Below are 13,776 nucleotides of genomic sequence, written 5' to 3'. Positions count from 1 at the left end.
GGCAAAAAACAAGCCGAGGATTATACCCGAGCTATGACCTCACGCGCCAGTTGAGGTCGGGTTTTGTGCAGAATCATTACGACTGAGCAGCTTTACAAGCTGCGCTTTCTCTTCGGCCGTCAGGCCGGTGTCACGATCTTTTCTGATCAATTGATCAATATTTCGCGAACGTTGGTCCGCCGATAGCTTAGTTATAGTGTCGAAAAACTGTTGTTCAAGGTTATCGGCCTCAATCAGCCACTCCTTTTCGGCCAGGGCACGCAACAAGCGGCCCTGCTCGGTCCCATGCCATCGTGCTATCAACTGTAACGACCGCAGGTTGGGATTCTTTTGCCTCGCTTCGATGAGCGCGACAAGTAATTGTGCGATTGACTGGTCTTCTGCCGCGAAATGGCTGGCATTTTCGACCTTTTCGGCGAGTTCCGGGTGGTGCAGCAGTGTCCGCAAGGCGGCCTGCATCGGCGGCTCGACCGCTGTGGGGACGCGTGGCGTGCGCGGTTCGAAGTCCTGGCGCTTGCCTTTTTTGCCCCAAGGCTTGTTGTCCCATTTTTTTTGATTTGGGCTGCCGGTTTTCTTCGCCGTCCATTCCTGCGGCTGTTCGTAGCCGCCCTGTGGCTGATAGTCGGCGAAGTCAGGCATCGCATCGTAATCGACATACGGGTTGTAGCTTGGTGGCGCATCAGCGGGTGCGCTTTGCACCAGCTGGCTGACGGCCTCGCCAGTGAGCCCGGTTATTTCGGTCAGGCGCTGACGCATCAGAATACGCAGGTTGGCGCCTGGCACTTTATCGATCAATGGTGCTGCGAGCGTGGCCATGTGCGCTTTGCCCTCAAGCGAGCGCGGGTCGGATTCTTTGGTCAGTTGCTCGAAAAAATAGTCGGCCAGCGGCTGGGCATGTTGATTGATGCGCGCCTTGAACGCGTCGGTGCCTTCGGAGCGCACCAGTGTGTCTGGGTCTTCGCCTTCAGGCAGGAACAGAAAGCGCGCTCGCCGACCGTCCTGAAGGTTCGACAGGGTGGCCTCAAGCGCTCGCCATGCTGCGTTGCGCCCGGCCTGGTCGCCGTCGAAACAGAACAAGACGTTCGGCACGACCCTGAACAAGCGTTTCAGATGCTCTTCGCTGGTGGCGGTGCCCAGCGTGGCCACGGCATTGCGCAAGCCTTGCTGGGCCAGGGCGATCACGTCCATGTAGCCTTCAACGACAATGATTTCATCGAGGTTGCGATTGAATTTGCGCGCTTCGAACAGCCCGTAGAGCTCCTGGCCCTTGTGGAAAACAGGTGTTTCCGGGGAGTTCAGGTACTTGGGTTTGTCATCACCCAGCACGCGCCCGCCAAAGGCGATGACCCGGCCTCGGGAGTCGCGGATCGGAAACATGACCCGGTCGCGGAAGCGGTCATAACGTTTGCCGGTTTCGGCGTTCTCGATCAGCAGGCCTGCGTCGATCATGACCTTTTGCTGTAACGAATCGCTGCTCAGGTGCTTGTAAAGGTTGTCCCAGCCAGGCGGCGCGAAGCCCAGGCCGAAATCCCGGGCTATTTCACCGGAAAGGCCACGGCCCTTGAGGTAATCCACCGCTGCCTTGCGCGATGGATGGCTTTTCAGGGCTTGACGATAGAACTCTGCGGCAGCGGTCAGCAGCGGGTAAAGCGGAGAATCGGTCGGCTGACGGGGCTTCTGACCCTTGACGCCCTGTTCGCGGGGCACTTCCATGCCGGCGGCTTTGGCGAGGTCTTCGACAGCCTGGGGGAAATCCAGGTTGTCGTGGTCCATGATGAAGCCGAGTGCGTTGCCGCCTGCGCCGCAGCCAAAGCAGTAGTAAAACTGTTTGTCCGGACTGACGCTGAAAGAGGGTGTCTTCTCTTTGTGGAAAGGGCAGCACGCGCTGTAGTTCTTGCCGGATTTCTTGAGCTGCACGCGCGAACTGACAACATCGACAATGTCGGTGCGGTTCAGAAGGTCGTCGATAAAGCTCTGGGGGATCAGCCCGGCCATGGCGTTCTCGTCATTCAAGCGTGTTGCAGAAGTATCGGGAGACTCTACGAGCGTTCCGTCAGCCTGTCAGCCGTCTTTTTGCATTGAAAAGGCAACAAGCGGGCACGTCTTTGCATCCGAAGGTCGGTGCTGTGTTCTTGAATAAAAGGGGACAAGTGATTGTGCAGACAGGTCATCGAGCCAAAGGCTTGAATGCGCATTCCAGTTGCCTGAAACGACGCTGCCTTGGCTGAGCTTCTTGCGAAGTCATCAAGGCATACTCGTCTTGTCATTGGTCGATCTGCTGCCCGAGTGGGCGTGACCAATGCTGCCTGTGAACAGGCTGGACGTGCTTGACTGGATGTATGGGTCGCATCGGCGGCCTGGACAGTTCAATCAATCTAGCTAACGCAAAACAGCAAAGCTTTAACTGCCGACAGCCCGGCTGTGTGGCCGGGCAAGGCAGAAGCTTGCGACGAAAGTCTGTAAATTAATACAGACGAACGGCGCGGCGCTGTTCGCGCTGGACTTTCTTGGCGTGGCGTTTGACAGCAGCTGCTGCCTTGCGCTTACGCTCCGAAGTCGGCTTCTCGTAAAATTCGCGGCTACGAACTTCAGCCAGAACACCGGCTTTTTCGCAGGAGCGCTTGAAACGACGCAGAGCTACGTCGAAGGGTTCGTTCTCTTTAACTTTGACGGCTGGCATCCAGAGCTACCTTCATTCATTACCGGGGTCAACGCTTAGTGCAAACACTGCACAAAAGTACGTCGGTTTTTAAGGGTTGCGGATGTTAACCCCTCATTGAGAGGAATGCAAAGCCTCTGATCGAAAACCGCTGGTCGGCACCTCGGGTGGCGACTATTATGCGCGCCTTCAAACCTGCCCCCAACAAGGCGCAACCCATGCTAGTACTGGGATTAGAAACCTCCTGCGACGAAACCGGCGTCGCGTTATATGACAGCGAACGCGGTTTGCTGGCAGACGCATTATTCAGTCAAATCGACCTGCACCGCGCTTACGGCGGGGTAGTGCCGGAGCTTGCCTCGCGTGATCACGTCAAGCGCATGCTGCCCCTGATCCGCCAGACACTGGCCGAAGCCGACTGTGTTGCCACGGATATCGACGCTATTGCATACACCGCCGGTCCTGGCCTGGTGGGTGCGTTGCTGGTCGGTGCGTCGTGCGCTCAGGCGCTGGCATTTGCGTGGGATATTCCCGCGCTGGGTGTGCACCACATGGAGGGCCATTTGCTGGCCCCGATGCTGGAAGAGAACCCGCCGCAGTTTCCGTTCGTCGCTCTGCTGGTGTCCGGTGGTCATACCCAGCTGGTGCGTGTCGACGGCATCGGCCAGTACGAGCTGCTGGGCGAGACGCTGGATGATGCCGCAGGCGAAGCGTTCGACAAGACCGCGAAGATGATGGGCATGCAGTATCCAGGTGGCCCGGAGATCTCGAAGGCGGCCATGAAGGGTGTGCCGGGGCGTTTTGTCTTCCCCAGGCCGATGACTGATCGCCCGGGGTTGGAATTCAGCTTCAGCGGGTTGAAAACCTCTGCGCTCAATACCTGGCAGCAGCGCCAGAGTGCTGGAGACGACAGTGAGCAAACCCGCTGCGACATCGCGCTGGCCTTCCAGCAGGCGGTGGTGGAGACTTTGACCATCAAGTGCAAGCGCGCGCTTAAGCAGACCGGGCTCAAGAGTCTGGTCATCGCTGGCGGCGTCAGTGCCAACAAGGCGCTGCGGGTTTCGCTGGAGAGCATGCTTGGCGACCTGCGTGGGCATGTTTATTACGCCCGGCCGGAATTCTGCACTGACAACGGCGCGATGATCGCCTTTGCCGGCTGCCAGCGTCTGCAGGCAGGGCAGAAGGAAGATTTGAGCATCAGTGTGCAGGCGCGCTGGCCTATGGAGCAGTTGTCGGGAATCTGAACGTGCGTGAGGGTGGCGTTTTTGCACTGTCGCTCAGAAATGCCGTTCGCGCCCGGCGAGCAGGTCGCGTAGATTGCCGCGATGGCGCCAGACGATGAGCAGGGTCAGCACGCTCATTGGCAGCAAGGCGTGAGGTTCCTGCCAGGCCAGTAACGGCAGCGTCAGGGGCGTGGCGATCAGCGCCGCAAGCGAGCTGGTTCGGGTCAGGTAGAAGGTCAGCAGCCAGGCGACTATCGCCAGTGCTGCTGCAGGTGGATATAGCCCGAGCAATACGCCGGCAGCAGTTGCCACGCCTTTGCCGCCGCGAAACCTGAAGTACAGCGGGAACAGGTGGCCGAGCACGGCGCAGACGCCGAGCCAGCCTTGTTGCGATGGATCAAGGCCCCAGGCGCCGGCGAGAAGTACCGGAACCATGCCCTTGCAGAGGTCGCCGAGCAGAGTAAGGATGGCCAGTTTCTTTCCGGCCAGACGCAACATGTTGGTGGCGCCGGCATTGCCGGAACCGCTGGCGCGCGGGTCCGGGCTGCCACTGAGACGGCTGAGCAGGATGGCAAAGGACAGTGAGCCGAGCAGGTAGGCGAAAGTCGCCAGTAACCAAAACATGCTAACCATTCCGGGCGAGGATGCCCTGATTCTAACGGCGCATCGCGCCCTTGTCGTGCAGTGGAGAGTAGTGCTTGGACAGAGTTTTCATTGAGGGCCTTGAGGTCGATACCGTCATCGGCGCGTATGACTGGGAGCGCGGCATTCGTCAGTGCCTGCGTCTGGACCTCGTTTTTGCCTGGGACAATCGCCCTGCCGCTGCGGGTGACGACCTGAGCAAGGCGCTCGACTACGCCAGTGTTTCAGCACGCATTCAGGCGTTTGCCGAGCAGGCGCAGTTTCAACTGGTCGAGACCTTCGCCGAACGTCTGGCTGAAGTGCTGATGAACGAATTCAATATCCCTTGGCTGCGTCTGAAAGTGACCAAGCCGGGCGCCGTTGCTGCCGCCTCCGGCGTCGGCGTGGAGATCGAGCGCGGATGTCGCTGACCCGGATTTTCCTCGGTCTGGGGAGCAACATCGAGCGTGAGCGGCACCTGCAGGCGGGGCTTGAGGCGCTGGATGGTTTTTTGACCGACATGACTTGCTCGCCGGTGTTCGAGAGCCATGCAGTGGGCATCAAGAGCGGGCCATTCTTCAATCTGGTGGTTTCGGCGCTGACCGAGCTGCCGCTGACCGAGCTCGACCGCCGCCTGAAGTTCATCGAGGCGGACAACGGTCGATATGCGCCTGATCGTGTGGGCCTGCCGCTGGATATCGACGTGCTGCTGTACGGCGAACAGGTTGGCAATTTCGACGGGCTGATACTGCCGAGGGCTGAGATCCTCAAGAACGCCTTCGTTTTGCGCCCACTTGCATTGATTGCCCCCGGACGTGAGCATCCGGGAGTGGGTGTCTCGTTTGGCAAATTATGGGCTGATGCGCAGATAGATCAGCAGCTCTGGCCTGTTGCGTTTGAGTGGCGTGGTGTGGGGCTGACGCCTGAAGGTTTGCTGCGTAGCTGAGGTTGCTTGGGGTTCAGGGAAGACGCTTCTCGTGCGATGCAGGTAGTGAGGCTTCGTCGTCCATTAGGGGCTGAAGATCGGGCGCGGAGCGTCCAGGGCTGCGCTACCACGCTGGAGCGTGGAAGCGATAGACAGACGTTCAGCGCTGGGAGCGATAAGGTGAGCGAGTCAGTCAGGCGGCATGCTCGGCCTTGTAGATTTTCAGTGCCTTCAAGCGCTCGTTCTTCAGTGCATCACCCAGTTCCTTGCCTTTGAGGCCCTGTTCCAGCAGTGGCTGTACTGAAACCGTGCGTGCAGCCTCGGCTGCGCCGCGCAGGTAGTCGGCCTGTGGATAACTGCGTTGCTCGAAACCCTGACGGCCTCGTGCGTCCATTTCGCAGGCGGCAATGAATTCCTCGAATCGCTGCGGGCGGCGATAGACGTCGAAGCTGTGCAGCAGGTCCAGCAAGGTCGAGGGTTTCAGTTCCAGCGCGCGGTGCCCATGAGTGTGGTACTGGCCAACCAGCAGCGCCAGTTCCTGACAGTCCTTGGGTACCCGAAAACGTTCGCTGACTGCTTTTATCGGGCGTAGGCCGGTGTGCTCGTGGGCAATATGGCGGGGCCACTCGGATTCGGGCGTCAAGCCTTTGCCCAGGTCGTGCAGCAGGCAGGCCCAGCGTACGGTCAGCGGATGCTGATGACGGGCAGACTGCTCAAGCACGCTCAGTACATGCACGCCGGTGTCTATTTCCGGATGGTGCGCAGCCGGCTGCGGAACGCCGAACAGCGCTTCGACCTCCGGCATCAATTCTCCGAGCGCACCGCAGTCGTGCAGTACCTGGATGAATACCTGGGGCTGTTCTTCCATCAGCGCGCGCGAGATTTCTTTCCAGCTTCGCTCGGCGGTCAGGGCCTTGAGTTCGCCTGACTCACTAAGCTGCCGCATTAGGTCCATCGTTTCGGGGGCGATGCTGAAACCGTAGCCGGCATAACGCGCGGCGAATCGGGCAACGCGCAGAACTCTGAGCGGATCTTCGGCGAAAGCGGGCGAAACGTGACGCAAGATACGCGCTTCCAGGTCTCGCTGGCCATTGTAGGGGTCGGTCAGATTGCCGTCCTTGTCCTCGGCCATCGCATTGATGGTCAGGTCGCGACGGATCAGGTCTTGCTCAAGCGTGACCTCAGGGCTAGCGTGAAAAACAAAGCCGCCATAACCCACGCCGCTTTTGCGCTCGGTGCGCGCCAGCGCATATTCCTCGTTGGTCAGCGGGTGCAGGAACACCGGGAAGTCTGTGCCGACCGGGCGATAGCCCTTGACCAGCATTTCCTCGGTACTCGCGCCCACCACTACCCAATCGATGTCCGTGACGGGTTGCCCCAGCAGGCGGTCGCGTACTGCACCGCCAACTTTATAAATCTGCATAAAAAACCTCCGTAAGCGCGACAGGATAAACCCTGTGTCGCACTCGCGGAGGCCAAACCGATGGCATGGCGGATAATTAATCGTTACCGCTTGCCAGCCTAGAGGTGTACGACCGCCAAATCACGCCGGGGAAACTCACTGTCGGCGTTTTCGCTTCTTGGCGGTACATGGTGTGTCTTGACGACTTCGTCGTCTTGAACCGTCTCCAGATGGATGTCGAAACCCCATAACCGATGCAAGTGCTTCAGCACTTCGTCCGTCGAGTCGCCCAGCGGTTTGCGGTTGTGCTGCTGGTGGCGCAGGGTCAGCGAGCGATCGCCGCGTCGATCAATGCTGTAGATCTGTATGTTGGGCTCACGGTTGCCGAGGTTGTACTGGGCGGCGAGGATTTCGCGGATTGTCCGATAGCCGTTTTCATCGTGAATGGCAGGAACGACCAAGTCTTCTTTCTGATCGTCGTCCATGATGCTGAACAGCTTGAGGTCACGAATGACCTTCGGCGACAGGTATTGGAGGATGAAACTCTCATCCTTGAAGCTGCTCATTGCGAACTTGATCGCTGTCAGCCAGTCGGTTCCGGCGATTTCCGGAAACCACTGGCGGTCCTCATCCGTGGGGTGCTCGCACATCCGTCGGATGTCCTGATACATCGCGAAACCCAGAGTGTATGGGTTGATGCCGCTGTAGTAAGGGCTGTCGAAGCCAGGCTGGTAGATCACACTGGTGTGTGACTGCAGGAACTCCATCATGAAGCCGTCAGTGACAAGGCCTTCGTCGTACAGGTCGTTCATCAACGTGTAGTGCCAGAAGGTCGCCCAGCCTTCATTCATCACTTGGGTCTGGCGTTGCGGATAGAAGTATTGAGCAATCTTGCGCACGATCCGCACCACTTCACGCTGCCAGGGCTCCAGCAACGGCGCGTGCTTCTCGATGAAATAAAGAATGTTCTCCTGCGGTTCTGCAGGGAAGCGGGCATTGTCTTCCTTGCTGCTTTTGTCGGCGTTCTTCGGAATGGTGCGCCAAAGATCGTTGATCTGCCGTTGCAGATGTTCTTCACGATCTTTCTGTCGACGTCGCTCTTCTTCGGCAGAAATCGGGTACGGACGCTTGTAGCGGTCCACCCCGTAGTTCATCAGTGCATGGCAGGAGTCGAGCAGGTCCTCCACGGCATCGATCCCGTGGCGTTCTTCGCATTGCATGATGTACTGCTTGGCGAACACCAGATAATCAATAATCGAACTGGCGTCGGTCCAGGTACGGAACAGGTAATTGCCTTTGAAAAAGCTGTTGTGCCCATAGCAGGCGTGAGCGACGACCAGCGCCTGCATGCAGATGGTGTTCTCTTCCATCAGATAGGCGATGCAAGGGTCCGAGTTGATCACGATCTCGTAGGCCAGCCCCATTTGGCCCCGCGAGTAGGATTTTTCGGTGCTGAGGAAGTGTTTGCCGTAGGACCAGTGGTGATAGCCAAGTGGCATACCCACCGAGGCATAGGCGTCCATCATTTGCTCGGCGGTAATCACCTCGATCTGATTGGGATAGGTATCCAGGGCGTACCGCTCGGCAATTCTGCCGATTTCCCGGTCGTAGGCCCGGATCAGTTCGAACGTCCACTCTGACCCGATGGAGAGGGGTTGGCGTTTCTGCTCTCTGGCGCTCATGACACTAACCTTCGCTGGAAGAGTTCGCGGAATACCGGATAGATATCGCCGGCAGAGACCAGCTGCTGCTGGGCGAACGTATCGGCGAACTCGTCACTGATACGCTCGTATTCGTACCACAAGGCCTGATGTTCACGCGGCGTGATTTCCACGTACGTGTAGTACTGCACGAAGGGCATGATCTGCTTGGTCAGGATCTCGCGGCAGATGGGAGAGTCGTCGTTCCAGTTGTCGCCGTCCGAAGCCTGGGCTGCGTAAATGTTCCAGTCACTGGCCGGGTAGCGCGCAGCCATGATTTCCTGCATCAGTTTCAGAGCGCTTGAAACGATGGTGCCGCCTGTTTCCCGGGAGTAAAAAAACTCTTCTTCGTCCACTTCGCGGGCACTGGTGTGGTGACGAATGAACACGACGTCGATTTTGTCGTAATTACGCTTGAGGAACAGGTACAGCAGGATGAAGAACCGTTTGGCGATGTCTTTGGTAGCTTGGGTCATGGAGCCGGAAACGTCCATCAGGCAGAACATGACGGCCTTGGAACTTGGGTTGGGCTGTTTGACCAGCAGGTTGTATTTGAGGTCGAACGTGTCCAGGTAAGGCACGCGACGAATGCGCGCCTTGAGTTTCTCGATATCGGTTTCCAGCAACTGAATGTCGCCGAAATTGTCGGGCTCCTCGCGTTTCAAGCGCTCAAGTTCGCTGGTCGCTTCGCGGAGTTTTGCCCGGCTGCTGCCTGACAGTGCGATGCGTCGTGCGTGGGCCGAGCGCAGTGTGCGGATGATGTTGATGCGCGACGGATTGCCTTCGTTACTGATCCCGGCCCTTATCGTCTTGAACGTGTCTGTGCCGGTCAGGTTGCGTTTGACCAGATTGGGCAGCTCGAGGTCTTCGAACATGAACTCGAGAAACTCTTCCTGAGTGATCTGAAACGAAAACTCGTCCATGCCTTCGCCGGAATTACCTGCCTTGCCTGGCCCTTTGCCTCCGCCGCCACCTTGCGGGCGGGCGATATGTTCGCCGGTGGTGAATTCCTTGTTGCCAGGGTGAACGACCGTCTGCTTGCCGCCACGACCGTGGTGCAGAACCGGCTCGTCGATGTCGCGCCCGGGAATACTGATCTGCTCGCCGTGTTCCATGTCCGTGATGGAGCGCCGGCTGACCGCTTCCTCGACCGCCTTCTTGATATGGTCACGGTAACGACGGAGAAACCTCTGCCGGTTTACCGTGCTCTTGTTCTTGCCGTTGAGACGTCGGTCGATTACATAGCTCATATGCCCCTCCGGGGAGCTTCAAGTTTTAAGCTTCAAGCTGCAGGCGAGTGCTTTGTCAGCCTGGAGTCCGGGCCTGACTGCTGCTCGCGTGCAGCCAATAGCTTGAAGCTTGCACCTGCCTTATTGCGACTTGCGCACGCGCAGATACCATTCGGAAAGCAGGCGAACCTGTTTGTCCGTATAGCCCCTCTCGACCATTCGAGTGACGAAGTCGTTGTGCTTCTGCTGATCCTCTTTGCTGGCTTTGGCGTTGAAGCTGATGACCGGCAGGAGGTCCTCGGTGTTGGAGAACATTTTCTTCTCGATCACCACCCGCAGCTTTTCGTAGCTGAGCCAGGTCGGGTTCTTGCCGTTGTTGTTGGCACGGGCGCGCAGCACGAAATTGACGATCTCGTTACGGAAATCTTTCGGGTTGCTGATACCCGCCGGTTTTTCGATCTTTTCCAGTTCTTCGTTCAGGGCCACGCGGTTGAGAATTTCGCCGGTTTCGGGGTCACGGTATTCCTGATCCTGAATCCAGAAGTCCGCGTACAGCACATAGCGATCGAAGATGTTCTGCCCGTATTCGCTGTAGGACTCCAGGTACGCAGTCTGGATTTCCTTGCCGATGAACTCGATGTAACGCGGTGCCAGGTACTCCTTGATGAACCGCAGGTAGCGCTCGCGGGTTTCAGCGGGGAATTGTTCCTGTTCGATCTGCTGTTCCAGCACATAAAGCAGGTGAACCGGGTTAGCGGCGATTTCGTGTGGGTCGAAGTTGAAGACCTTGGACAGAATCTTGAACGCAAAGCGGGTAGACAGGCCGTTCATGCCTTCGTCGACGCCTGCGCTGTCGCGGTACTCCTGTATCGACTTGGCCTTGGGGTCGGTGTCTTTCAGGTTCTCACCGTCATACACGCGCATCTTGGAGTAGATATTGGAATTATCCGGCTCCTTGAGACGAGAGAGGGTGGTGAACTGGGCAAGCATCTTCAGGGTGTCGGGTGCGCAGTGCGCTTTGGCCAGCGAGCTGTTGAACAGCAACTTGTCGTAGATCTTGATCTCGTCGCTGACACGCAGGCAATAAGGCACCTTCACGATGTAGATACGGTCGATGAAGGCTTCATTGTTCTTGTTGTTGCGGAAGCTGTGCCATTCCGATTCGTTGGAGTGCGCCAGCAGGATACCGGTGAACGGGATCGCCCCCAGGCCTTCGGTACTGTTGTAGTTACCTTCCTGAGTCGCCGTCAGTAAAGGGTGCAGGACCTTGATGGGCGCCTTGAACATCTCGACGAATTCCATCATCCCCTGGTTGGCGCGGCACAGTGCGCCGGAGTAACTGTAAGCGTCGGCGTCGTTCTGTGGGTACTCTTCCAGTTTGCGGATATCGACCTTGCCGACCAGCGCGGAAATATCCTGGTTGTTCTCGTCGCCCGGCTCGGTTTTCGCCACAGCGATCTGATTGAGGATAGAAGGGTAGAGCTTGACCACCTTGAACTGGCTGATGTCGCCCCCGAACTCGGCCAGACGCTTGGTCGCCCACGGCGACATGATGGTGCTCAGGTAGCGACGCGGAATTCCGAAATCCTCTTCCAGAATCGCGCCGTCCTCAGTGGCGTTGAAAAGACCCAGCGGCGATTCGAAGACTGGCGAGCCTTTGATCGCATAGAACGGGACCTTCTCGATCAGTTGCTTGAGCTTTTCAGCCAGGGACGACTTGCCACCGCCCACCGGGCCGAGCAGATAGAGGATTTGTTTCTTCTCTTCCAGGCCTTGGGCGGCATGGCGGAAATACGAGACGATCTGGTCGATGCATTCTTCCATCCCGTGGAAGTCGGCGAAGGCCGGATAGCGGCGTATGACCTTGTTGGAGAATATTCGCGATAACCGGGAATTGGCGGATGTGTCCACCAGTTCGGGTTCGCCTATGGCCAGCAGCAGACGTTCTGCGGCTGAGGCGTAGGCGCTGCGATCCTGTTTGCAGAGCTCTAGATACTCCTGTAGCGAGAGCTCTTCCTGTCGTGTGCTTTCAAAGCGGTCTTTGAAGTGGCTGAATATGCTCATGACGTCACCTCGCTCGATACGTAGAGCCGGCGGCGGATCTCAGTCGATGCTGGCAGTAGCCGGTTTACCCGGTCACTGTTTACCCCCCAGAACACCTTAAAAGTAACTACCGATGACCCACGCGCCGGTGTACCGGCTCTCCCCTGAATACGGATGGCCTGGGCTAAGGATAGTTCGGATTCGGAAAGATAAAGAAGGGATGCGCGAGAAGAGGGGGTGACCGTTCGTCAGATGAAGCGCGAGCCCGCGTAGGACGCGGGATCAGCTGTCATAAAAATATTTTGTATCAGCCTTGTGCGGTTTCTGACGGATAAGTGGCGCGCCAGAGCTCGAAACCACCGTCCACGCTGTACACGTCCGAGAAACCCTGGCCCACCAGATAGGCTGCGGCGCTCTGGCTGGAATTGCCGTGATAGCAGACTACTACCAGCGGTTTGTCCAGGTCGGCCTCGCGGATGAAGTCGGCTATGGACTGGTTATCCAGATGCAGGGAATCAGGAATGTGATTGCTCTGAAAGGCCTGAGCATCACGAACATCGACCAGCACGGCGCCTTGTTCGCGCAGTGCCTGAGCCTGTTCAGGCGGGATACGTTTGAATTCGGTCATTGCTGGGGCTCCTGAGCCTGGGGTTGCTGGGTTTGCGCGGTGCCGGGCTGCGTGCGGACAATCGGTCCGGTGGCAGCGTTGCCGACAGCATCGCAATTGCACAGATGGCGTTCAAGTGTATCGACGTTGAGCAGAGTCATGGCCCCGCCCCAGACACAGCCACTGTCGAGCGCAAAGACACCGGGTTCGTCGCAATGGCCTTCCAGTGCTGCCCAGTGGCCGAAGATGATTTTCACCTCGCGAGTCTTTCGGCTCTTGTGGTCGAACCAAGGAGCGTAGCCAGGCATGGCGGTTCCGACGCCTTCCTTGCTCTTCAGGTCGAGCTTGCCATCGCTGGTGCAGAAGCGCATGCGCGTGAAGTAGTTGGTGATCACTCGCAAACGTGCCACGCCTTTCAGGCTGCTGTGCCATTTTGCCGGTTCGTTACCGTACATGCCGTCGAGGAAGACGCCACAGGACTGATCGTCTTGCAGCGTCTGCTCCACTTCGGCGGCGCACTTCAGGGCCTTATTGAGCGACCACTGCGGGGCTATGCCGGCATGCACCAGAGCAACGTTACGTTTTTCATCGTAATGCATGAGTTTCTGCCGGCGCAGCCAGCCCAGCAATTCGTCGCGATCCGGGGCTTCAAGGATCTCACGCAGCGTGTCGCCTTTTTTCAGGCGCTCAGCGTTGCGCGCAGCGGCAAGCAGGTGCAGGTCATGGTTACCCAGTACGCAGACCAGCGATTCGCGGATGCTATAGAGGTAACGCAGGGTTTCCAGCGACTGGGGACCGCGGTTGACCAGATCGCCGACCAGCCAGAGCTGATCCTGATCCGGATCGAACTGAACATGCTCCAGCAGGCATTTCAGGGGTTCGAGGCAACCTTGCAGGTCGCCTGCCGCGTAAATCGCCATCAGTGCAGCGAGCCCGGAACGGCCAGGCGGAATGGCGCGATCACCGCATCGAAGCGTTTGCCGTCTTCGGCCAGCATCTGATAAGTACCCTGCATTATACCCACCTTGGTGGTCATGACTGTGCCGCTGCTGTAGGTATGGCTTTGCCCGACCTTGATCAGCGGCTGTTGTCCCACAACACCTTCGCCACGAACTTCCTCGACATGGCCGTCACCATCAGTAATGACCCAATGGCGTGACAGCAGCTTGGCGGGCAGTTCGCCGTTGTTCTGCACCGTGATGGTGTAGGCGAAGGCGAAGCGGTTCTGCTCGGGTTGCGATTGTTCTGCGAGAAAGCGCGTGATGACGCTGACGTCGACCTGATAACGAGAATCTGACATGCAGTAGGCCTTGAAATCCATTGCGAAAAAACGCGCGTGTGCGGCAGATAGAAGAGCTTAGGACAAG

13 protein-coding genes are annotated in these 13,776 nt (G+C 58.1%); 3 read left to right on the top strand and 10 right to left on the bottom strand.

The genetic code is table 11. The features are described from left to right. Positions 1 to 39: 39 nt before the first annotated feature. On the bottom strand, positions 40 to 1,995 hold the full coding sequence (gene dnaG, locus POR16_RS22810; RefSeq protein ID WP_053931839.1) for a DNA primase: 1,956 nt from the start codon (positions 1,993 to 1,995) through the stop codon (positions 40 to 42). A gap of 469 nt (positions 1,996 to 2,464) precedes the next feature. Further along, complete coding sequence (gene rpsU / locus POR16_RS22805; protein WP_002551877.1) at positions 2,465 to 2,680, bottom strand: 30S ribosomal protein S21; 216 nt, start codon at positions 2,678 to 2,680, stop codon at positions 2,465 to 2,467. 197 nt (positions 2,681 to 2,877) lie between these two features. Here rpsU and tsaD point away from each other — a divergent pair, with 197 nt between their 5' ends. Beyond that, the gene (gene tsaD, locus POR16_RS22800) at positions 2,878 to 3,903 is read left to right on the top strand and encodes a tRNA (adenosine(37)-N6)-threonylcarbamoyltransferase complex transferase subunit TsaD (RefSeq protein ID WP_122350092.1); all 1,026 of its coding nucleotides are present in this window, start codon (positions 2,878 to 2,880) and stop codon (positions 3,901 to 3,903) included. Positions 3,904 to 3,936: 33 nt separating this feature from the next. Here tsaD and plsY read toward each other — a convergent pair whose 3' ends face one another. After that, positions 3,937 to 4,506 carry a glycerol-3-phosphate 1-O-acyltransferase PlsY gene (gene plsY, locus POR16_RS22795; protein ID WP_005896597.1) on the bottom strand — a complete coding sequence of 190 codons (570 nt, stop codon included), beginning with the start codon at positions 4,504 to 4,506 and terminating at the stop codon, positions 3,937 to 3,939. Positions 4,507 to 4,580: 74 nt separating this feature from the next. On the opposite strand from plsY, the gene folB reads away from it, so the two are divergent. Further along, positions 4,581 to 4,934: a dihydroneopterin aldolase gene (gene folB, locus POR16_RS22790; RefSeq protein WP_005896599.1), complete on the top strand. Its 354-nt coding sequence runs from the start codon at positions 4,581 to 4,583 to the stop codon at positions 4,932 to 4,934. Then, positions 4,925 to 5,449, top strand: coding sequence for a 2-amino-4-hydroxy-6-hydroxymethyldihydropteridine diphosphokinase (folK, locus tag POR16_RS22785; RefSeq protein WP_005896601.1), 525 nt, complete (start codon positions 4,925 to 4,927; stop codon positions 5,447 to 5,449). Before folB ends, folK begins: the two co-directional genes overlap by 10 nt. A gap of 172 nt (positions 5,450 to 5,621) precedes the next feature. Here the strand turns inward: folK and POR16_RS22780 are convergent, their stop codons facing one another. The 7 genes from POR16_RS22780 to apaG all read right to left on the bottom strand — a co-directional run bounded on the left by POR16_RS22780 (position 5,622) and on the right by apaG (position 13,709). Next, entirely contained in the window at positions 5,622 to 6,851 is a 1,230-nt protein-coding gene (locus POR16_RS22780) for a multifunctional CCA addition/repair protein (RefSeq protein WP_053480347.1), read from the bottom strand. Between the two features lie 98 nt (positions 6,852 to 6,949). Further along, the gene (locus tag POR16_RS22775) at positions 6,950 to 8,512 is read right to left on the bottom strand and encodes a SpoVR family protein (RefSeq protein ID WP_005896606.1); all 1,563 of its coding nucleotides are present in this window, start codon (positions 8,510 to 8,512) and stop codon (positions 6,950 to 6,952) included. After that, entirely contained in the window at positions 8,509 to 9,780 is a 1,272-nt protein-coding gene (locus POR16_RS22770; protein WP_005896609.1) for a YeaH/YhbH family protein, read from the bottom strand. The genes POR16_RS22775 and POR16_RS22770 overlap by 4 nt, the downstream gene beginning before the upstream one ends. A 120-nt stretch (positions 9,781 to 9,900) precedes the next feature. After that, entirely contained in the window at positions 9,901 to 11,823 is a 1,923-nt protein-coding gene (locus POR16_RS22765) for a PrkA family serine protein kinase (RefSeq protein ID WP_005896611.1), read from the bottom strand. A gap of 286 nt (positions 11,824 to 12,109) precedes the next feature. After that, positions 12,110 to 12,430 carry a thiosulfate sulfurtransferase GlpE gene (glpE, locus tag POR16_RS22760; RefSeq protein ID WP_005896614.1) on the bottom strand — a complete coding sequence of 107 codons (321 nt, stop codon included), beginning with the start codon at positions 12,428 to 12,430 and terminating at the stop codon, positions 12,110 to 12,112. Further along, complete coding sequence (locus tag POR16_RS22755; RefSeq protein ID WP_005896616.1) at positions 12,427 to 13,329, bottom strand: symmetrical bis(5'-nucleosyl)-tetraphosphatase; 903 nt, start codon at positions 13,327 to 13,329, stop codon at positions 12,427 to 12,429. The genes glpE and POR16_RS22755 overlap by 4 nt, the downstream gene beginning before the upstream one ends. Continuing rightward, positions 13,329 to 13,709 (bottom strand): Co2+/Mg2+ efflux protein ApaG, encoded by a 381-nt coding sequence (gene apaG, locus POR16_RS22750; RefSeq protein ID WP_005896618.1) that lies wholly within the window; start codon positions 13,707 to 13,709, stop codon positions 13,329 to 13,331. The genes POR16_RS22755 and apaG overlap by 1 nt, the downstream gene beginning before the upstream one ends. Between the last annotated feature and the right edge of the window lie 67 nt (positions 13,710 to 13,776).

Origin of the sequence: Pseudomonas coronafaciens pv. oryzae str. 1_6 (assembly GCF_000156995.2) — a bacterium.
Taxonomy (GTDB): Bacteria; Pseudomonadota; Gammaproteobacteria; order Pseudomonadales; family Pseudomonadaceae; genus Aquipseudomonas; species Aquipseudomonas tremae.
Note: the sequence above shows the minus strand (reverse complement) of the source record. Positions and strands in the feature narration are given on the sequence as shown.

Coding starts and splice junctions, on each gene's coding strand:
- tsaD (WP_122350092.1), top strand. CDS start 2,878: ATGCTAGTACTGGGATTAGAAACCTCCTGCGACGAAACCGGCGTCGCG.
- plsY (WP_005896597.1), bottom strand. CDS start 4,506: ATGTTTTGGTTACTGGCGACTTTCGCCTACCTGCTCGGCTCACTGTCC.
- POR16_RS22780 (WP_053480347.1), bottom strand. CDS start 6,851: ATGCAGATTTATAAAGTTGGCGGTGCAGTACGCGACCGCCTGCTGGGG.
- folK (WP_005896601.1), top strand. CDS start 4,925: ATGTCGCTGACCCGGATTTTCCTCGGTCTGGGGAGCAACATCGAGCGT.
- POR16_RS22765 (WP_005896611.1), bottom strand. CDS start 11,823: ATGAGCATATTCAGCCACTTCAAAGACCGCTTTGAAAGCACACGACAG.
- glpE (WP_005896614.1), bottom strand. CDS start 12,430: ATGACCGAATTCAAACGTATCCCGCCTGAACAGGCTCAGGCACTGCGC.
- POR16_RS22755 (WP_005896616.1), bottom strand. CDS start 13,329: ATGGCGATTTACGCGGCAGGCGACCTGCAAGGTTGCCTCGAACCCCTG.
- dnaG (WP_053931839.1), bottom strand. CDS start 1,995: ATGGCCGGGCTGATCCCCCAGAGCTTTATCGACGACCTTCTGAACCGC.
- POR16_RS22775 (WP_005896606.1), bottom strand. CDS start 8,512: ATGAGCGCCAGAGAGCAGAAACGCCAACCCCTCTCCATCGGGTCAGAG.
- POR16_RS22770 (WP_005896609.1), bottom strand. CDS start 9,780: ATGAGCTATGTAATCGACCGACGTCTCAACGGCAAGAACAAGAGCACG.
- rpsU (WP_002551877.1), bottom strand. CDS start 2,680: ATGCCAGCCGTCAAAGTTAAAGAGAACGAACCCTTCGACGTAGCTCTG.
- apaG (WP_005896618.1), bottom strand. CDS start 13,709: ATGTCAGATTCTCGTTATCAGGTCGACGTCAGCGTCATCACGCGCTTT.